Below are 18363 nucleotides of genomic sequence, written 5' to 3'. Positions count from 1 at the left end.
CTGTGAAGCTATATAGCGCTTTGATTCTATCGATACTACTGAATCAAACTGTCAACGCAGCGAATCTACACGAACTTGCGGTAGACGCTATTACCATGCCAGCACACCGTATTTCGATGCAACAATGCGGTGTTATGGCACCTGTGACACTCTATCTACCCATGGCCCATGAACAACAGGTGCTCAATAACTTGTCACAGTGGCATCGACATCCCTTGGCTCAATTTGTTAACTGTTTTTCGGTGCAAACCTACCAATCTGAGCAGCTGCAGTGCGAGTTGACTGGAAGTCGTCAACGCATGTCGTGTGAATGGCATGCGGACGAAGATAGAGCAAATCGAGTGATTGTTTTTGTCACTCATCAGCAAGGTCTCGCAAGTAGTACCTCGACTCAAATCATACTTCCTGTAGAGGCATCATTATCACTCTTGGCTCATGAGATTGGTCACTGGTTAGGTTTGGTCGACGAATACGCAATGGCGCCTGAACTTGCTCGAAATTTCTGTCTGGGGCGGTATGAACATGATAGCGCCAACGTCGTCATTACTGACGAAAAATTCATGTCTGAAGTGCAATTACAACAGTTTTGGCGTCAACTTCCCTGGCACTTTGCCGTAGATGATTGGCGCCACTTAGCGACCGAGGTTGATGAAAACCGTTGGCGTCTAGGAACTCGCGGCAGTGCAATCGGGTTACACCCAGTCGCCACTTGCGATGCTGTAGAGGGAAGGTACGCATGGCGTCCAGTTGCGAACATGACGCCAATGCAGTACTACGATATCAATCAGTGGCCTGAATTATATCTTGAGCTTATTGCACACTCACGGTAATTGCTGTTTGCGCAATCATTAATACGGGGCAGAGCAGGGCGAAGAGCCATACTAAACTACGTAATTTGTCCCAGTTAGCGAGATAAAATACATGGTATGCAATACGAAACCCAATAAAACTAATGGCAAGCGTGGTGTTAAGTTCTGTGATCTGATTGGTGACGAGAACTAACAAAATGGCAGCCGCATAGAGCGGGAACGCTTCATAAGCATTATAGTGACCGGCAACGGCTCGTGCTCCAGCTCCAGTTAGGCGGCTTTGTTGTGCACGAGGATGGCGATTATCATAGCCTTTATCACGATTCTGAAAATAAACCACAGGGGCTTTTGCCGCAATTGGCAATAGCCCTGCAATTAGTAAGCACCAAATGAGCACACTCATTTGACTTCCTTACCGGCGGCTTGCATATCCGCATGATAAGACGAACGAACCAGTGGACCAGAAGCAATGTGGGTAAAGCCCATTTTCTCGCCCTCTTCACGGAACATATCAAATTCAGCTGGTGTAACATACCGAGTAACCGGTAGATGATGACGGCTCGGTTGTAAGTATTGACCAATGGTTAACATATCCACGTTATGAGCTCGCAAATCGCGCATCACGTCGAGAATTTCGTCATTCGTTTCACCTAAACCAACCATTAAACCGGATTTCGTACGAACGTCAGGACGTGCCTCTTTATAACGCTGCAACAAATCGAGCGACCATTGATAGTTGGCTCCTGGACGTGCGGCTTTATACATGCGCGGAACGGTTTCGAGGTTATGATTGAACACATCAGGCGCTTCATCGGTAAGTATGTCCAGAGCAACGTCCATGCGGCCACGGAAATCTGGAACGAGTACTTCAACTTGAATACCAGGACTTTGTGCTCGAATTTCTCGAATGCAATCAGCAAAGTGCTGCGCACCGCCATCACGAAGATCGTCACGGTCTACTGATGTCACAACCACATACTTCACTTTCATATCACGAATGGTGGCACCGAGTTTAACAGCTTCTTCTGGATCCACTGGAAGTGGGCGGCCATGCGCGACGTCACAAAACGGACAACGACGTGTACAAATAGCACCCAAAATCATGAAGGTTGCTGTACCGTGGTTGAAACATTCGGCAAGGTTAGGGCAAGACGCCTCTTCGCAAACCGAATGTAAGCCATGTTTACGCATCGCTTGTTTGATTTCGTCGATACGCTGAGTCGAGGCGGGTAACTTCACCTTCAACCACTCTGGCTTACGCAACATTTGGTCGCGCTCAGTAGGGACTATCTTGACTGGAATCAACGCCATTTTGTCGGCGTCACGCAGTTTAACTCCAGGTTCAACTCTAACTGGCTTTGACATAATCTTTCGCGAATCCTGTTTCTTCAGTCGTGTGTTCATAACCCAATAAGCGAGCAAATATTTGGGTTACATGCTGAGCCGCTTCACTGACACTTTGCGGCCCATTCAAGTCTTTACATTGCACCATTTGCATCCCCGCATAACCGCAAGGATTAATACGCAAGAATGGTTCAAGGTCCATATCCACATTTAAGGCTAATCCGTGAAACGAACAGCCTTTACGTATACGCAAACCAAGCGAACAAAGTTTTGAACCATCGACATATACGCCGGGCGCATCTGGACGCGCTGCAGCCTCAACCCCATATTCAGCCATCATTGCCACAATTGCATCTTCAATGGCGTTTACGAGTTGACGTACGCCCATTTTGCGGCGGCGAATATCAAGCAAGAAATAGACCACCAATTGGCCTGGCCCATGGTAGGTAACCTGACCACCGCGATCAACTTTCACAATAGGAATGTTGCCTGGTGCTAAAATGTGTTCTTCTTTACCGGCTTGTCCTTGAGTAAAAACCGGGTCGTGTTCGAGCACCCAAAGTTCATCAATTGTCTGTTCATCTCGCTCGTCGGTGAACGTTTGCATGGCAGCCCATACAGGTTCATAAGGCTGTCGACCGAGGTGACGAATAATTAACTTAGAGGACATAACGAACTTCTTCAATATCGGCTAAGGCGCGATACAGCGTTTCAATATGCTGTTGGCTCGTGACTTGTACTTTGATCGATACTGAATGGTAATTACCTTTGCTACTTGGTTTAACCGTTGGCGAATAATCGCCTGGCGCATGCTGCTGAGCTACGGCGACAACGCTGTCTGGTAACTCCGGTACAGCAAGCCCCATCACCTTAAACGTAAAGTGACATGGAAATTCTACCAACTCATCAAAGCGTGTTTTTTGCATGCTTTACTCCTGAATGAGATGTCGTTTGCTGGCGTGAAACGCCTCAGCTATTTGTGCGGTAATCACGCCGCATTGACCATTGCCGACAATTATATCATCAATTTGGCCAACCGGCTGTACTTCGCGGCTCGAGCTCGTCAAGAACACCTCATCAGCGTGTTGCAATTGGTTGACATCACAGACTACTTCGAACACTTCGATACCTAATTGTCGAGCTAGTTGAATTACCCATGTGCGGGTGATGCCGGCTAAAATCAAGTGGTCAGCGGGAGGTGTGTATAAAGCCCCCTGTTTTACCAGAAAATAATTACACGAAGCACCTTCGGTAATGCGACCATTACGATGTAATAATGGCTCGAGGGCACCTTTTTTAGCCGCTTCGCGCTTCAACATAATGTTCCCGAGTAAACTGATACTCTTGATGTCGCATCGGTGCCAACGAATATCTTCTAACACGGCAACTTTTACTGGTGTCGGTGTGTTCCAGTGAACCTGAAGCGGGGACACACTGGCATAGATTGTCGGTGTTAGTGGTTGGGTTGGTAGATGACTGCGTTGGCTGTCTGCACCAAAAGTTAATTGAATGTACACCAAACAGTCGTCAAGATTATTGCGATGTATCAAATCGCTTACAAGCTGATACCAAAACTCAGCAGCGATGGACTCAATCCCAATGGCTTCGGCGGAGCGTTGCAATCGCTGAATATGTAGATTGAGGAGAAAAGGGCGTCGCTGGTAGACGGGGACAACTTCATATACGCCATCTGCAAACAAAAAGCCTCGGTCAAAAACCGAGACTTTTGCGTTTTCATCGGCGACCCAGTCACCGTTTAAATAGACGAGGTTAGACACATTTGCTGCCTTAATAGAGGCGCTTAGCTTTCGCCTTCGCCACTAAATTGTTGTTTCGCCCAATCCATCAAACGCTTGAATACGCCACCCTGTTCAACTGAGTTTAGTGTCACCAGCGGGTAGCTAGCAATGTCTTCGCCTTCCAATTGAAGATAAACGGTACCAACTTGCGTCCCTTTTGCCAAAGGCGCTTCAAGCGTTTGGTTCAATTCAAAGTTTGCTTTCAAATTATTGCGTTGGCCCTTCGGTAAGGTAATCACAACGGGTTCAGTAACGCCGAGTTGAACAGTGTCTTGTTCGCCACCCCAAACGCGGTGATCAACAAAACTTTCGCCAGCTTGATATGCTGTAACGGTCTCATAATAACGGAAGCCGTAGTTGAGTAGCTTTTTACTTTCTACCTTGCGAGCTTGTTCACTTGAAGTACCCATAACGACAGCAATTAAACGGGTGTCCCCTTCGGTTGCTGATGAAACAAGGCTATAACCAGCTTCATTGGTATGGCCGGTTTTGATACCGTCAACATTCATACTGCGATCCCACAACAACGAATTGCGGTTGTATTGTTTGATATTGTTATAGGTAAATGATTTTTCGGCATATAGCGAATATTCTTCTGGAACATCGCGGATTAAAGCTTGAGCCAGCGTCGCCATGTCACGCGGCGAGCTATATTGATCGGGATCGGGTAAGCCATGACTGTTCGCAAAGCTCGAGTTACTCATCCCTAATTCAGCGGCATAGGTGTTCATTAAATCGGCAAACGCATCTTCGCTACCCGCAATGTGTTCGGCCATGGCGACACAGGCATCGTTGCCTGACGAAATCACAATACCGCGATTAAGATCGGCAACAGAAACTTGTTTACCAACTTCAATAAACATTTTTGACGACTCAGGGAAGTTCTTGGCCCACGCGTTATTACTGATGGTAACCATGTCGTCATTACTAATGCGCCCAGATTGCAACTCGCGCCCGATAATGTAACTGGTCATCATTTTGGTTAGACTGGCCGGTGATAATGCTTCATCGGGATTTCCTGAAGTTATGACGTGCCCGGTGGTGTAATCAATCAGTATGTAACCTTTGGCGTTGACTGATGGGGCCGGGGGAACGATTGCGGCTTGCGCGACAGCGGTAAACGCTACTGCGGTTAGGGCAACTGTGCGAACAAAATGACGAAGTACACGACGCATGTTAACTCTTCTCTATTTTTGTATTCTGGATGAATAATAAAGGGCGCTGAATATAGCATAAATTTCACTGCTGTAGCAGTCGCCGGGGCGATTCTGCCATAGCTTGCTATTTATTTCCGACCAACGTTGGTATCACGGAACTGCCACGCGAAAAGCATCGGGGTACCCAGCATTCCGTAACTGTTCAAGCAACTTATTGGTTTGTGGTTCAGCTAATGGACCTAAAACTACACGATATAGACCATTGTTTGGCTGAGTAGTTGCAGGTACTTGGTATAAATTCTGTAAGCGTTCTGCTTCAGCTTGTAATCGCTCTGAATCACTACCGGCATGAACTTGAATATAGAATTGTTCGATTGCGTCCATCTTAAGCGGCGGTGTAACGGCGAGCACTTCGTTTCCTGAACTTGGTTGCAGTGCCTCGACTTTGACCCGAGCTGTACCTGATTTAAGCATATCGAGTTTGTATGCTGCGACATACGACAAGTCGATGATACGGTTGCCATGAAACGGACCACGATCGTTAACACGAACAACAACACTTTTGTTGTTGTCGAGGTTGGTGACACGAACATATGTTGGCAGAGGGAGGGTCTTGTGCGCGGCACTCATGGCGTACATATCGTAAGTTTCGCCGTTTGAAGTGAGATGACCGTGGAACTTTTCACCGTACCACGATGCGATACCTTCTTGATTGAAATCACTTATGTCATCCAAAATATGCCACGTATTGCCGAATAGCGAGTAGCTTCGGTTGCCTTGGCGACTTGGTGGTTCAAAGCTCGGTTCAGGCTCCACAAGCTCGTCCGCGGTGGGCAGCCGAGATGGAATTGAATCATATTTCTGACTGTAGCGTGAGTTCGTTGATGAACTTGAACACGCACTCAGTAGAACAATAATCACCGCTGTAAGAGTAAACCGAAAACCTATCATCATGTCTTAGCGCGCTTGTTTTAGTTGTTGACTAAGTTGGTAGACGGCCATAGCGTATAACGGGCTATGGTTATATCGGGTAATAACATAAAAGTTATTGAATCCCAGCCAGTACTCATGGCCTTCCGCTAACTCAAACTCAAATACTTTGGCTTTGGCTTGCGCCGTCACGGCACTATTTTCTGGTAATTCTAGACCCTTCTGTTTCAATTCTGCAACTGAAGATTCTGGCTTTAACCCTTTATTCACCAGCTGTGCATGAGTTGACGATGTGGCTAATTTTATCGCCACAGGCTCATTTTTCTGCCAGCCATGTTCAGCGAAGTAATTGGCAACACTACCGATAGCATCCGTTGGATTACCCAAAAGGTCACGGATATTATCGCCATCGAAATCAACTGCATAATGCCGATATGATGATGAAATAAATTGCCCATAGCCCATGGCTCCCGCGTAGGATCCCATTAGGTCGCGCGCTGGCAACGACTCTTCGCGGGTTAACAGCATAAATTGCTCGAGCTCAGAGCGAAAAAACTTTGCGCGCGGCGGATAATGAAAACCTAAAGTATAAAGTGCATCTAAGACACTGTATTTACCGCGATATTCGCCATAAAACGTCTCAACGCCAATTATCGCTACAATAATTTCTGCCGGTACGCCAAATTCTTCTTCAGCACGAGTGAGTGTTTGCTGATGTTGCTGCCAGAATTTCAATCCAGCCTGCAAACGTTTTTCGGTGAGAAAAATTGGATAGTATTGGTACCATGGTTTGGCTTCCCATGGTCGCGCAATGGCTTCAAGAATAGTTTCATTACGCGACGCCTGTGCGAGCAGTGATTCAACTTCATTGCGCTGAAAACCATGCTTGGAAACCATTTGTTCGATAAATTGCTGACGTTGTTCTTGGTAATCGGAATTTGCCAACGCGGAGTGGCTGATAAAACTAAGCGCACTGCAAAAGGTGAGTGCCAGTGCTTTGCTGAAATTACCCATGAATTGTATTCCTTTTGTCGCTAATCATGCATGACTAAACGTTTATTCGTCGCAATCGCCATCAGTAAACCAAAACCTGCTAGCAAAGTCACCATGGAGGTGCCTCCGTAGCTAATCAGCGGTAAGGGTACACCAACAACTGGCAATAAGCCTGATACCATGCCGATATTTACAAGAACATAAACAAAAAACGTCAAGGTTAAACTGCCAGCAAGTAATTTTTGATAGACTCGTTGTGCGCGCATCGAAATAATCATGCCGCGAAAAATGACGAATCCATAGAGTAAGAAAAGGCCGATAACACCAACCAGACCAAATTCTTCACTAAAGACAGAGAAAATAAAGTCGGTATGGCGCTCAGGAAGAAATTCGAGTTGCGATTGCGTTCCTTGAAGCCACCCTTTGCCTTCAACACCACCCGAGCCAATGGCAATTTTGGATTGGATAATTTGGTAGCCAGCACCTAAAGGGTCGCGTTCAGGGTCTAAGAACGTCAACACACGTTGGCGTTGATATCCATGCATCAGAAAAAACCAGAGTACCGGAATAAATGCACCTAACGCCGCAGCAAAAAATGTGATTAAACGCCAGCTGATTCCAGATAAAAACAGGACGAAAACACCAGAACTTGCAATCAGGATTGACGTACCTAGGTCTGGTTGTTTGGCTATCATCAGGGTTGGTACCATCAATAACAAAAAGGCAGCAGCCATGCGACGTTTGGTCGGTGGAATACCATGTTCAGCAAGAAACCAAGCAATGGCCATGGGTACGGCAAGCTTCATTATTTCGGAGGGTTGAATTGTTACAACCCCGAGATTTAACCAACGTTGTGCCCCTTTGCTGGACTCGCCGAACAAGAGTACACCAAGTAGTAATACGACACCGATGGCAAACAGCGGAAGGGAGAAACGTTCAACAACACCAAGCGGAATCTGCGCAATTACCAGCATTGCTGTGAATGCAAGGCCAATGCGGATGACTTGTCGCTCGGTCATCGCAAGGTCTTGGCCACTCGCTGAATAAACGGTGACTAGACTCAGAATAGCCAAGGCGAGCAGCCCTAAAAAGAGCGGGCCATCAATATGAAAACGTTGCAGCCAATTGTTATTTTGCTCATTGCTGCGCATAACGCTGGTCCTGTTCAAAGTAAAAATCGAGTAACTTACGAGCCATCGGTGCGGCAACGCTGCCACCACCGCCGATGGTATTTTCTACGGCAATAACAACAACTAACTCAGGATTCTCAGCCGGCGCATAACCAACATACATCGCGTTATCGCGATATCGTTCATCAATTTCTTCGGCGTTATATTCTTCTTCTTGCCCAATGCTTCGAACCTGTGCTGTGCCCGTTTTACCGCCGCTTGTATACGCTGCGCCTCGGAACGAGTTATGAGCGGTACCCTTAATTGAACTGACAGTTAAATTCATCGCGCGTAATGCTACGTCCCAATTACGAGGGTTGGTTAAGGTAACGGGTTCACGATTTTCAACAACTGCAGGTAGCACCACTTCGCCCTCTTGGATAGCGTGTAGCAAGCGTGGCACGGGTCGTTCCCCTTTGTTAACTAAAACCGATGTACCAACAGCTAACTGTATTGGTGTGGTTGTCCAATAACTCTGACCAATGCCAATAGAAACTGTTTCACCCGCGTACCAAGGTTGATTGAAGCGAGCACGCTTCCAGCCTCTTGACGGCATCACTGCGGCTGATTCTTCAGCGATATCAATACCGGTGCGTGCACCAAATCCATACCGAATCATATCGTCATGAATCGTATCAATACCTAGTTTTAAAGCTAAGTCGTAATAGAACGTATCACAACTTTCAACAATCGCGTCGGTGACGTTAACCCAACCATGTCCCCAAGCTAACCAATCGCGATACCGATGATCAACGCCGTCGATTTGAAACCAGCCGGGATCCCAAATTTGAGTTGTGGGTGTAATTGTGCCTTGCTCAAGTCCCAATACAGCAAGCTGGGGTTTGACGGTAGATGCCGGAGGGTAACCACCTTGAGTTGAACGATTCAGTAGCGGTGAATGATGTGAATTAAGTAAGCTTTGGTACTGCGCGAACGAGATACCTTGGGCAAACCAGTTCGGGTCATAGCTAGGCTTACTCACCATAGCGCGAATGGCGCCATCGCGAGGATCCATCAAAATGATCGAACCGCGATCGTTACCCAAAAGGTCGAATGCGTATTGCTGTAATTCCACATCAAGTTCGAGGTGGAGATCTTGTCCCGGTATTGGGGGCTCAACAGAAAGTGTTCGAATATTTCGTCCGTGAATATCAACTTCTACTTGTTGATATCCAATGGTGCCGTGGAGTAATTCTTCGTAGTAGCGCTCGATTCCAAGTTTACCAATCACTCGAGTAGCAGCGTAGTTGGCTTGCTTGTCTTCTCCACGTAATTTAGTTAAGTCATTACGATTAATTTTTGCAACGTATCCAAGGGCGTGCGTAATCGCTTCGCCGTAAGGGTAATGTCGAACTAGACGAGCCTCAATACTTACCCCTGGAAACTCATGCTGACGCACAGCAAACCTTGCAGCCTGCTGTTCGGTCAGCCTATCTAATAAAATAATCTGATTAAAGCGTCGCTCGCGCCGTCTGCTTTCATGAAATTCATCAATCGTTTCTTGATCTATTTCAAGCAATTGTTGCAGTGCAGACAGTGTCTGATCCAAGTTTTGGACTTTCTCAGGGGTCACCTCGAGGCTCATAACCGGACGGTTTTCTGCGAGTATGCGACCGCGACGGTCGTAAATTAAACCTCGATTCGGGGCTAACGGAACAACTTTTATTCGATTGTCGTTTGAGCGCGTCTGAAAACTTTGGTGGTCAACTACCTGTAGGTGATACATGTTGGTAAATAACACGCCAAAAGCGATAACGACGATAATTAAACTAACAAAAACACGACGCCCAAACAGCGCTGATTCAGCATGATGATCTCGAATGGTGACGCGTTTTTGCTTCATATTACTCGCGATGATAAGGGTGGTTAGCTGTCACACTCCATGCACGGTACAAGCTTTCGGCAATCAGCACACGTACGAGAGGGTGTGGTAGAGTCAGCGCTGATAAAGACCAACGCTCGTCAGCTGCTGCGATACATTCAGGAGCCAAACCCTCTGGCCCGCCGACAAGCAGACTGACGTCACGTCCATCCATGAGCCAATATTCCAACCGCTGCGCTAATTGCGGGGTGGTCCAGCTTTTTCCCGTCACTTCCAACGTGACAATGCGATCGCCTTTTCCAACCGCCGCTAGCATGGCTTCGCCTTCTTGTCTAAGAATGCGTGGAATATCAGCGTTTTTCCCGCGTTTACCTGTAGCAATTTCAATCAGCTCAAGCTGGCAATCAGCGGGAAAACGTTTGGCGTAGGTTTGATAACCGGTGCTGACCCAATCAGGCATTTTTTGCCCAACAGCAATCAGCCGAATACGCATTACTTACGCCCCCAAAGCTTCTCAAGCTCATAGAAGTCGCGAATAGATTCTTGCATGATATGGACAACCACGTCACCGAGGTCAACAAGAACCCACTCTGAGTGCTCGTGGCCTTCAACACCAAGTGGGGCGACGCCGTGGTGTTTCGCTTCAGTTGCAACATAGTTGGCGATACTACGTACATGAGTTTTTGAGTTACCTGAACAGATGATCATATATTCAGCAACGTCTGTCTGATCGTGAACATCAAGTACTTTAACGTCACGGCCTTTAAGGTCTTCAACTTTTTCTACAACGAAATCGCGTAATTGTTCTGCTTGCAAGAGTTCCACACTCCAATAAATCGGCTAATAAAATAATGACATAAAACTGGCGTAGTTTACCACGAAGCGATAGTAAAAATCAGCTAACGATAGAGTTGGTGTGTTTGAATATAGTTTGCAACCGAACTTGGCACGAGATGTTGCCATGGCTGGTCAATTTGAATCGCGTTACGAATTGCCGTTGCTGATATATCAAACGCTGGCGTTTCAGCGAGATAGACACAACCGCTGGCGCGTTGATGAAGTGATTCTGGTTGCTTTACTTGTACCTTGTTTAACCACCGCTGCAGAGATTCGCTAAAGACGTTATGCGAATGAGGGCGCCGCATCACCACGAAGTGGGCGTGATCGAGCAAATGCTCCCAGTTGTGCCAACTTTGTAAACCGGCAAAAGCATCTTCACCAAGAATAAATACCAAGGTATCTGTTGGCCAGCGCTGATGAAATTGTTCTAAGGTTAATTGGGTGTACGATTTTCGTGATTGCAGTAGTTCCCAATTATCGGCGGAACAACTGGGAATTTCGGTAGCTGCTAGCGTTGCCATAGCGAATCGTTGTTCAGCGGTCGCTCCAGGATAACTTCGATGCGGTGGCTGGGCACTAGGTAACAAAATTAAGTGGTCACTATGTATTTGTTCACAGACGTTGGTGGCCGAACGCAAATGTCCCCAGTGAATCGGATCAAACGTGCCCCCCAAAATAGCTCGCATCATTGTGGAAGCCTACTCACTGCATCGGGGTGACAGTATAGAGTGACTAGGTGCGTTGCCAAGGTTCCATAATCTTCCCCAGAATCGCGCTTGAATGCGTACTCAAGGCGCGCCAATAGCTCTGCGGCCTTACTGATTGCCTGTGGTGACATGCGGTGACAAAAATTTCGATAGGGAGCTTCTTGATTACGCCAAACGCCATTTCTACGACAGGTATCGGCAAAATTATCAGCGTGCTTAAGCGTGCAAACGAGTTGCCATTCGCGTTGTAACATCCAGTTGAGTATGGCTTCTTCAACGTCGTCTTCAAGCAATCGAGCAAGGCGGTGAAGGGCATTGCTGAGATCGGCATGCAATATTGCCTCTTGCAGCGCAAACACGTTAAAACGACTTTGATCTTGCGCAGCTTGTTGAATCGATTCAGCTGAAATTGGCTGTGGTAAATCGGTCAGTGCCAGCTTTTGCAATTCTTGATCGAGCGCTAATAAGTTGCCTTCAAACCAATTGGCGAGTAATTGGTTGGCTTCTGGTTGCAATTGCAAATTGTAGCGTTGCGCACGCTGTTGAACAAACCTTGGTAGGCTGGCGCGATCAGGGCTATTAGCATTAACTACTGGACCAGCTGCCGTTAAATCTTTATACCACTTAGACTTAAGTTGCTCTTGCTTTAATTTGGGCCCGATAACAATCAGTATCTGCTCATCAAGAGGCGCTTGAGCATATTGTCGCAGTGCATCTGCGCCTTCGCGACCGGGTTTGCCCTCAGGTAACTCCAGTTCAAGGAGCTTTTGGCTTGAGAACAAACTCATGCTAGCGCTTTGATCGGCTAGCAGTCGCCAATCAAACTGGTTATCTTGAACATGTCGTTGCCGTTCATCGATGCCGTGCTCGCGCGCAATTTTTCGTAGCTGTTGTAGCGCATCATCGATTAACAATGGCGCATCACCAAACACACTGATTACTGCCGGCAAACCTCGCTGAGAAAATTGGTCATGCAGTTGTGCTGGTGTGAGTTGCATCGAGGCTACTCCGTTAGGTGTGCAATTGTTTGACGTAATAGCAACCGAGCAGCTTCTTCACGCATTTCTTGAACGAGAATTTCACGCTCGCGAGTTTTCGCTAAGGCAAAGTTAGGGTCGTCTTGATAATCGCGATAGACATCAACTTGCTGTCGGCCAGACGCTTCACCTTGTTCAATGAGCTGATAGTACACAGTGTAAATCATCTCATACTCAGCAACTTGGCCTGATTGTGACAACGATAGCGTGCGACGGTCGAGAGTATCATCAAGAATTTCAATGACTAGACCGTTTTGCTGCGAGGCTCCAACTTGCGCGCCAGCGAGGTTTAAGCGACGCTCTAAAACTTGTTTAAACTCACTAAAAGCGGGCGCTTCGATGCTTATCGTTTGCATTGCAGGTGGCAACTGATAATTATCACGTAACTGAAAGCCACAGCCAGTTAAGGCTGTGGCAATAAGTAAGATGGCTAATTTCAGTATCAAATGACGCATCAGTTAGTTCGCCACAATGTTGAACAGTTTGCCGGGAACGTAAATTTGTTTTCTAATCGTTTTCCCATCGATGAATTTCTGAACGTTTTCGTCGGCTAATGCAACCTCAGTAACTTGTTCTTGAGTGGCATCAGCAGGCACTGTAATTTTACTGCGAACCTTACCGTTCACCTGAACGACAACCAGTATCGACGTTTCAACTAATGCTTCTTGGTCAAACTCTGGCCAAACGGCAAAGTTCACATCGTCTTTGTGGCCAAGGGCTTGCCATAGTGCTTCGCTCAGATGCGGCGTCACCGGTGCTAGCATGAGTACCACTGCGTCAAGCGCTTCAGCCATAATGCCGCGATCTAAATCACTCTCAAGTGGCGCTTTCTGCAGGCGATTCAATAACTCCATTACGGCTGCAATGGCGGTATTAAAGTGCTGGCGACGACCCATGTCATCAGTTACTTTAGCTATCGTGCGATGGACTTCACGGCGTAACTCGCGTTGAGTCTCGTTTAACTCGCTCCATGCTTGGCTACGCGGTTGTTCAGCAACCTCTACGAAATCTGCGACGAGGCGCCAAACACGACGCAAGAATCGTTGTGCACCTTCGACTCCAGAATCCGCCCATTCCAACGTTGCTTCTGGTGGTGCCGCGAACATCATGAACAAACGTACAGTGTCTGCCCCGTATTTGTCGATCATCACCTGAGGGTCAATACCGTTGTTTTTTGATTTTGACATTTTAGTCATGCCGCCATGCTGCACTGGCTGACCATCGGTTTTCAAAATCGCTTTTGTAATACGACCTTTTTCGTCACGGCTAATTTCAACATCCAGCGGTGAGTACCAAGTGATTTTGCCGGATGCATCTTCACGGAAGTAGCTGTCGGCCAACACCATGCCTTGGGTTAATAGACGCTTGAACGGCTCATCTGAGCTCACTAACCCAGTATCACGCAACAGTTTGTGGAAGAAGCGAGCGTACAATAGATGAAGAATCGCATGTTCGATACCACCGATGTATTGATCAACGGGTAGCCAATAGTTTGCTTGTTCTGGATTCAGCATGCCATCGTGGAAATTGGCGCTACAGTAACGCGCGTAGTACCACGAAGATTCCATGAAGGTATCAAAGGTATCGGTTTCATGTTCCGCAGGCTCGCCGTGATAGGTTGTTTTACGCCAATTCTCATCAGCCTTAATGGGCGACGTAGTGCCATCCATGACAACATCTTCTGGTAAACGCACAGGAAGTTGATCTTCAGGAACCGGTACAGACTCTCCGTTTGGCAAGTTTAACATTGGGATTGGGGCACCCCAATAGCGCTGGCGCGAAACGCCCCAATCGCGCAGGCGATAATTTACTTGGCGACGACCAATACCACGTTGCTCTAGGTGTTCCGCAATGGCATTAAAGGCATCGTCGCTGGATAAACCGTTGTAGTCGCCTGAATTAATCGTTGTGCCCTTCGTCGTAATCGCACCCGAGTTTATGTCTTCATCACCAGATGTCGGATCGATAACGACCTGAATTGGCAAATGGTAAGCCGTAGCGAACTCCCAATCGCGTTGGTCGTGCGCTGGTACTGCCATGACTGCACCAGAGCCATAGTCCATTAACACAAAGTTGGCGACCCAGACCGGAATCGCTTCGCCTGTCATTGGATGAATAGCGCGTACGCCGGTATCCATGCCTTTCTTATCGATGGTTGCCAGCTCAGCTTCAGCCATCTTCGTGTTCTTAATGGATTCGATAAACGCGGCAAGTTCGGGGTTGTTGGCTGCTGCCTCTTGGGCTAGTGGATGCTGCGCCGCTACCGCCATATAGGTCACCCCAAAAAGCGTATCTGGACGTGTGGTGTAGACGGTTAATTGACGCTCACTATTGGCAATTGAAAAGTCAATTTCAACACCCTCTGAACGGCCAATCCAGTTGCGTTGCATGGTTTTCACTTGCTCAGGCCAACCTTCGAGTTGGTCAAGATCAGCCAGCAATTCTTCCGCATAGTCAGTAATCTTAATAAACCACTGTGGAATTTCTTTCTGCTCGACAATCGCCCCTGAACGCCAGCCGCGACCATCGATAACTTGCTCGTTCGCTAGTACCGTTTGATCGACTGGGTCCCAGTTCACTGTTGCATTTTTCTTATATACCAAACCTTTTTCGAATAGCTTGGTGAAAAACCATTGTTCCCAGCGGTAATACTCTGGTGTGCAGGTGGCAATTTCACGCGACCAATCATAACCAAAGCCCAAGGACTTTAATTGATTACGCATGTAGTCAATATTTTGATAAGTCCATTTCGCCGGTGCGGTTTGATTTTGGATAGCTGCATTTTCTGCGGGTAAGCCAAACGCATCCCAACCCATCGGCTGTAATACGTTTTTACCTTGCATACGTTGATAGCGGGCCACCACGTCGCCAAGCGTATAGTTACGTACGTGACCCATATGTAACTTACCGCTTGGGTAAGGGAACATTGATAAACAATAAAACTTCTCTTTGTTTGGGTCTTCAGTAACATTAAATACTTGGTCACGTTCCCAACGTTGTTGAACGGCTGGTTCAACAAGCGCTGGATCATATTGTTCCGCTATTTTTTTTGACATCTGGCTATCCATTCAACTGCTTATTATTTGATTAAAGTGCGTACCACATCATGAGCATGACAACGATACCGACAACGCCAAAGAATGCGTACTCGAGACGCTCACGCTGTTGCTCGTCACGATTCTCGTTACGGTGAAAAGCGAACATACCCAAACTGGTTAAACCGAGTGAGCCTGCACCAACTAAAACAGCAAATAATAAAGCGGCAATAAAGTTTTCCATGGCGATTCTCCATGCTGAGATTGATAAAAGTTTAATACACGAGATTGAATGAGCTTAGTTTACTTATTTTGAGCGTGCTTGACTACGACGAAGTGCTATCAACGTACTGACTAATGCCGTTAAAACAGCGATTAACCATGCTCCTATAGAACCAAACAGTTGATACAGCGTTTGCCCACGAACCATCGGCACTTCGGCACTTAATGCGGTTGAGGTAAACTGAGGTGCACGAGCTAATTCGTTTCCAAAGGCGTCGACTACTGCTGTAATACCGTTATTGGTTGCCCGCAACAAAGGGCGGCCCAACTCAAGTGCGCGCATGCGGGCAATTTGCATGTGCTGTGCCGGACCATGCGAGGCACCAAACCACGTGTCATTGCTCACCGTTAAAATATAGTCGGTACTGGCGGAAACGTTGGCACGCACTTGCGCAGGGAAAGCAATTTCATAACAAATAGCACCCGCGAGGTGGAATCCTTTGGCGCGTAAATTCGCCTGTTCATAATCGCCGCGAGTAAATGAACTCATCGGTAAATCAAACAGCGGTGCCAACGGTCGTAATAAATCTTCAAATGGAACAAACTCACCGATTGGCAGTAACTGATGTTTTTGATAACGATTGGTGTGACCGTGCGCGTATGGTTCAACTGGTTGATAAGGCGCATCAAGCCCCAATACAATCATGGTATTAAAATACTGACTGTTCTGGTAATCAATAATACCGGTAATCAACGTAGTATCCGTGTCTACCAACGCTTTGTGAATATTCTTTAGAACATCGTCGGTGTACGGCTCTGGCATCGTAACGGCCGATTCTGGCCAAACGATGATGTCATGGGTTGGATAATGCGGACGACTCAAATCCAAGTAAGTCATGAGTGACTGCCAATGCTGGTCAGGATTCCACTTAACAGACTGTTCTATGTTGCCTTGCACTAACAAAACCCGAGCTTCTTCTCCGGTTGTTTTTATGGGGCTAACCCACGGCAGGGCAAATGGAATAATAAGTAAGCCAAAGGCGACGAGTCCAAACTCTTTGCGTTGCTGTTCAAACCAGCAAAACAGTGAAATTGCAATCGACCACAGGATAACCGTAATTCCGACGCCACCCAACCATGGCGCATAATTACCAAGCCAGGCGTCGGTTTGTGTGTACCCGAGTTCGAGCCACGGGAAGCCGGTGAGAAACCAGCCGCGAATCGATTCACTAACGAGCCATGTGAGCGGTAGAATTCCTATCGCAAATACGCCAAGCCAGCGCTCAAAATATTTCCAAAGAAAGAGTGCGAGGGCAGGGAAAAGACTTAAATATAGAAACAATACGGCCAGCACCGCAATGGAGGCAATAACCGGCAGACCGCCAAATTGATCAATACTCACATAAATCCAACTTAGTCCGGTACTAAACCAGCCCAAGCCAAAGTAAAAGCCGATGCGCCATGCCATGTAAGGTGTCGCATGACGAGTTGTCAGTAGTAACCCGAATAGAACAGGTAGTACCAACCAAGCTTGTGAGAAAGGTGCGTAACTGAATATAAGGCTGCCACCGAGCAGCAACGCAACAATTCGGCGAGTATTCATCTAGTCGGCATCTACAACGTTAGTGGCATCCGTCATGGTTACCTGAAGTTGTTGAATTCGACGCTTATCAGCACCGGTGACTTTAAATAAAATACCACCTAGCGTGAGTTCTTCACCAACTTGCGGCAAATGGCCAAATCCGTGCGCAACCATGCCACCAATGGTGTCATATTCTTCATCGCCAAAAGTTGTATTGAAGTAGTCATTGAAGTCTTCAATGGTCGTCAGGGCCTTGACGGAATATCTGGATTTATTAATACGTCGAATATCAGCTTTATTATCTTCGTTGTAGTCAGTTTCGTCTTCAATTTCACCAACTATTTCTTCTAAGATATCTTCAATGGTTACTAGGCCTGACACACCGCCGTATTCATCGACAACAATGGCCATGTGATAGCGTTGAGAACGGAATTCTTTCAACAGCACATCAACGCGCTTACTCTCGGGAACAATCACCGCCGGTCGGATCACTTCAGATAAGGCAAACTCATGGTCGGTCATCCCAAATCCGTAAGCGAGCAAGTCTTTGGCGAGCAATATGCCTTCGACGTGATCTTTGTTCTCACTCACAACCGGGTAGCGGCTATGCTGCGAGTCAATCACGATAGGCAGAAACGATTCGACGCTTTGATTGATATCAATGGTCACCATTTGTGACCGCGGCACCATAATATCGCGAACTTTAAGCTCGGCGACATCAAGTACACCTTCGATCATCTCTTTGGTGTCGTTGTCAATTAAGTCGCGTTCTTCGGCGTCTTGGATTAAATCAACTAACTCTTCGCGGCTGTTCGGCTCTCCGGTAAAAAGTTGCAACAATTTGGTTGCCCACGTTTTACGCGCAGAACCGTTGGTAGAGTGTGGATTATCATCGCTCATGTGCTGTTTTTGCTCCA

20 protein-coding genes are annotated in these 18363 nt (G+C 47.1%); 1 reads left to right on the top strand and 19 read right to left on the bottom strand.

Annotated features, from left to right (window positions below; genetic code table 11):
- Positions 1-2: 2 nt before the first annotated feature.
- On the top strand, positions 3-830 hold the full coding sequence (locus CWI76_RS04540; protein WP_126759146.1) for a hypothetical protein: 828 nt from the start codon (positions 3-5) through the stop codon (positions 828-830).
- Here CWI76_RS04540 and CWI76_RS04535 read toward each other — a convergent pair.
- From CWI76_RS04535 to corC, 19 genes are all read right to left on the bottom strand, one after another.
- Positions 811-1212 (bottom strand): MAPEG family protein, encoded by a 402-nt coding sequence (locus CWI76_RS04535; protein ID WP_126759145.1) that lies wholly within the window; start codon positions 1210-1212, stop codon positions 811-813. The genes CWI76_RS04540 and CWI76_RS04535 overlap by 20 nt on opposite strands.
- Positions 1209-2174: a lipoyl synthase gene (lipA, locus tag CWI76_RS04530; RefSeq protein ID WP_126759144.1), complete on the bottom strand. Its 966-nt coding sequence runs from the start codon at positions 2172-2174 to the stop codon at positions 1209-1211. The genes CWI76_RS04535 and lipA overlap by 4 nt, the downstream gene beginning before the upstream one ends.
- Entirely contained in the window at positions 2158-2823 is a 666-nt protein-coding gene (gene lipB / locus CWI76_RS04525; RefSeq protein WP_126759143.1) for a lipoyl(octanoyl) transferase LipB, read from the bottom strand. Before lipB ends, lipA begins: the two co-directional genes overlap by 17 nt.
- Complete coding sequence (gene ybeD / locus CWI76_RS04520) at positions 2813-3079, bottom strand: DUF493 family protein YbeD (RefSeq protein WP_126759142.1); 267 nt, start codon at positions 3077-3079, stop codon at positions 2813-2815. The genes lipB and ybeD overlap by 11 nt, the downstream gene beginning before the upstream one ends.
- Positions 3080-3082: 3 nt before the next feature.
- Entirely contained in the window at positions 3083-3931 is an 849-nt protein-coding gene (locus tag CWI76_RS04515; protein ID WP_157980803.1) for an aminotransferase class IV, read from the bottom strand.
- A gap of 23 nt (positions 3932-3954) precedes the next feature.
- The gene (locus CWI76_RS04510; RefSeq protein WP_126759140.1) at positions 3955-5127 is read right to left on the bottom strand and encodes a serine hydrolase; all 1173 of its coding nucleotides are present in this window, start codon (positions 5125-5127) and stop codon (positions 3955-3957) included.
- A 132-nt stretch (positions 5128-5259) separates the two neighbouring features.
- On the bottom strand, positions 5260-6063 hold the full coding sequence (locus CWI76_RS04505; RefSeq protein WP_126759139.1) for a septal ring lytic transglycosylase RlpA family protein: 804 nt from the start codon (positions 6061-6063) through the stop codon (positions 5260-5262).
- 3 nt (positions 6064-6066) lie between these two features.
- Positions 6067-7053 carry a lytic murein transglycosylase B gene (gene mltB / locus CWI76_RS04500; RefSeq protein ID WP_126759138.1) on the bottom strand — a complete coding sequence of 329 codons (987 nt, stop codon included), beginning with the start codon at positions 7051-7053 and terminating at the stop codon, positions 6067-6069.
- Between the two features lie 20 nt (positions 7054-7073).
- Complete coding sequence (rodA, locus tag CWI76_RS04495; RefSeq protein WP_420849465.1) at positions 7074-8201, bottom strand: rod shape-determining protein RodA; 1128 nt, start codon at positions 8199-8201, stop codon at positions 7074-7076.
- Positions 8170-10044 carry a penicillin-binding protein 2 gene (gene mrdA / locus CWI76_RS04490; RefSeq protein WP_126759136.1) on the bottom strand — a complete coding sequence of 625 codons (1875 nt, stop codon included), beginning with the start codon at positions 10042-10044 and terminating at the stop codon, positions 8170-8172. The genes rodA and mrdA overlap by 32 nt, the downstream gene beginning before the upstream one ends.
- A 1-nt stretch (position 10045) precedes the next feature.
- Entirely contained in the window at positions 10046-10516 is a 471-nt protein-coding gene (gene rlmH, locus CWI76_RS04485) for a 23S rRNA (pseudouridine(1915)-N(3))-methyltransferase RlmH (RefSeq protein ID WP_126759135.1), read from the bottom strand.
- The gene (gene rsfS / locus CWI76_RS04480) at positions 10516-10839 is read right to left on the bottom strand and encodes a ribosome silencing factor (protein WP_126759134.1); all 324 of its coding nucleotides are present in this window, start codon (positions 10837-10839) and stop codon (positions 10516-10518) included. The genes rlmH and rsfS overlap by 1 nt, the downstream gene beginning before the upstream one ends.
- An 83-nt stretch (positions 10840-10922) precedes the next feature.
- The gene (nadD, locus tag CWI76_RS04475) at positions 10923-11552 is read right to left on the bottom strand and encodes a nicotinate-nucleotide adenylyltransferase (protein WP_126759133.1); all 630 of its coding nucleotides are present in this window, start codon (positions 11550-11552) and stop codon (positions 10923-10925) included.
- Positions 11549-12568: a DNA polymerase III subunit delta gene (gene holA / locus CWI76_RS04470; RefSeq protein ID WP_126759132.1), complete on the bottom strand. Its 1020-nt coding sequence runs from the start codon at positions 12566-12568 to the stop codon at positions 11549-11551. Before holA ends, nadD begins: the two co-directional genes overlap by 4 nt.
- Positions 12569-12573: 5 nt before the next feature.
- Positions 12574-13062: an LPS-assembly lipoprotein LptE gene (locus CWI76_RS04465; protein WP_126759131.1), complete on the bottom strand. Its 489-nt coding sequence runs from the start codon at positions 13060-13062 to the stop codon at positions 12574-12576.
- 3 nt (positions 13063-13065) lie between these two features.
- Positions 13066-15651 carry a leucine--tRNA ligase gene (leuS, locus tag CWI76_RS04460; RefSeq protein WP_198678573.1) on the bottom strand — a complete coding sequence of 862 codons (2586 nt, stop codon included), beginning with the start codon at positions 15649-15651 and terminating at the stop codon, positions 13066-13068.
- Between the two features lie 43 nt (positions 15652-15694).
- Positions 15695-15886: a hypothetical protein gene (locus tag CWI76_RS04455; RefSeq protein ID WP_126759129.1), complete on the bottom strand. Its 192-nt coding sequence runs from the start codon at positions 15884-15886 to the stop codon at positions 15695-15697.
- Positions 15887-15949: 63 nt separating this feature from the next.
- Positions 15950-17467, bottom strand: a complete 1518-nt coding sequence (lnt, locus tag CWI76_RS04450) for an apolipoprotein N-acyltransferase (RefSeq protein ID WP_126759128.1) — start codon at positions 17465-17467, stop codon at positions 15950-15952.
- Entirely contained in the window at positions 17468-18346 is an 879-nt protein-coding gene (corC, locus tag CWI76_RS04445) for a CNNM family magnesium/cobalt transport protein CorC (protein ID WP_126759127.1), read from the bottom strand. It lies immediately after the preceding gene.
- Positions 18347-18363: the final 17 nt, after the last annotated feature.

The sequence above is a fragment of the Pseudidiomarina marina genome (assembly GCF_003987045.1).
Classification (GTDB): Bacteria; Pseudomonadota; Gammaproteobacteria; order Enterobacterales; family Alteromonadaceae; genus Pseudidiomarina; species Pseudidiomarina marina.
This window is presented reverse-complemented; position numbering and strand designations above follow the sequence as displayed.

Excerpts from the sequence above, each read along its gene's own strand:
- rlmH (WP_126759135.1), bottom strand. The coding sequence starts at position 10,516 with ATGCGTATTCGGCTGATTGCTGTTGGGCAAAAAATGCCTGATTGGGTC.
- holA (WP_126759132.1), bottom strand. The coding sequence starts at position 12,568 with ATGCAACTCACACCAGCACAACTGCATGACCAATTTTCTCAGCGAGGT.
- mltB (WP_126759138.1), bottom strand. The coding sequence starts at position 7,053 with ATGGGTAATTTCAGCAAAGCACTGGCACTCACCTTTTGCAGTGCGCTT.
- ybeD (WP_126759142.1), bottom strand. The coding sequence starts at position 3,079 with ATGCAAAAAACACGCTTTGATGAGTTGGTAGAATTTCCATGTCACTTT.
- lnt (WP_126759128.1), bottom strand. The coding sequence starts at position 17,467 with ATGAATACTCGCCGAATTGTTGCGTTGCTGCTCGGTGGCAGCCTTATA.
- CWI76_RS04510 (WP_126759140.1), bottom strand. The coding sequence starts at position 5,127 with ATGCGTCGTGTACTTCGTCATTTTGTTCGCACAGTTGCCCTAACCGCA.
- nadD (WP_126759133.1), bottom strand. The coding sequence starts at position 11,552 with ATGATGCGAGCTATTTTGGGGGGCACGTTTGATCCGATTCACTGGGGA.
- CWI76_RS04505 (WP_126759139.1), bottom strand. The coding sequence starts at position 6,063 with ATGATGATAGGTTTTCGGTTTACTCTTACAGCGGTGATTATTGTTCTA.
- lipA (WP_126759144.1), bottom strand. The coding sequence starts at position 2,174 with ATGTCAAAGCCAGTTAGAGTTGAACCTGGAGTTAAACTGCGTGACGCC.
- mrdA (WP_126759136.1), bottom strand. The coding sequence starts at position 10,044 with ATGAAGCAAAAACGCGTCACCATTCGAGATCATCATGCTGAATCAGCG.
- CWI76_RS04535 (WP_126759145.1), bottom strand. The coding sequence starts at position 1,212 with ATGAGTGTGCTCATTTGGTGCTTACTAATTGCAGGGCTATTGCCAATT.
- corC (WP_126759127.1), bottom strand. The coding sequence starts at position 18,346 with ATGAGCGATGATAATCCACACTCTACCAACGGTTCTGCGCGTAAAACG.
- CWI76_RS04455 (WP_126759129.1), bottom strand. The coding sequence starts at position 15,886 with ATGGAAAACTTTATTGCCGCTTTATTATTTGCTGTTTTAGTTGGTGCA.
- lipB (WP_126759143.1), bottom strand. The coding sequence starts at position 2,823 with ATGTCCTCTAAGTTAATTATTCGTCACCTCGGTCGACAGCCTTATGAA.
- CWI76_RS04465 (WP_126759131.1), bottom strand. The coding sequence starts at position 13,062 with ATGCGTCATTTGATACTGAAATTAGCCATCTTACTTATTGCCACAGCC.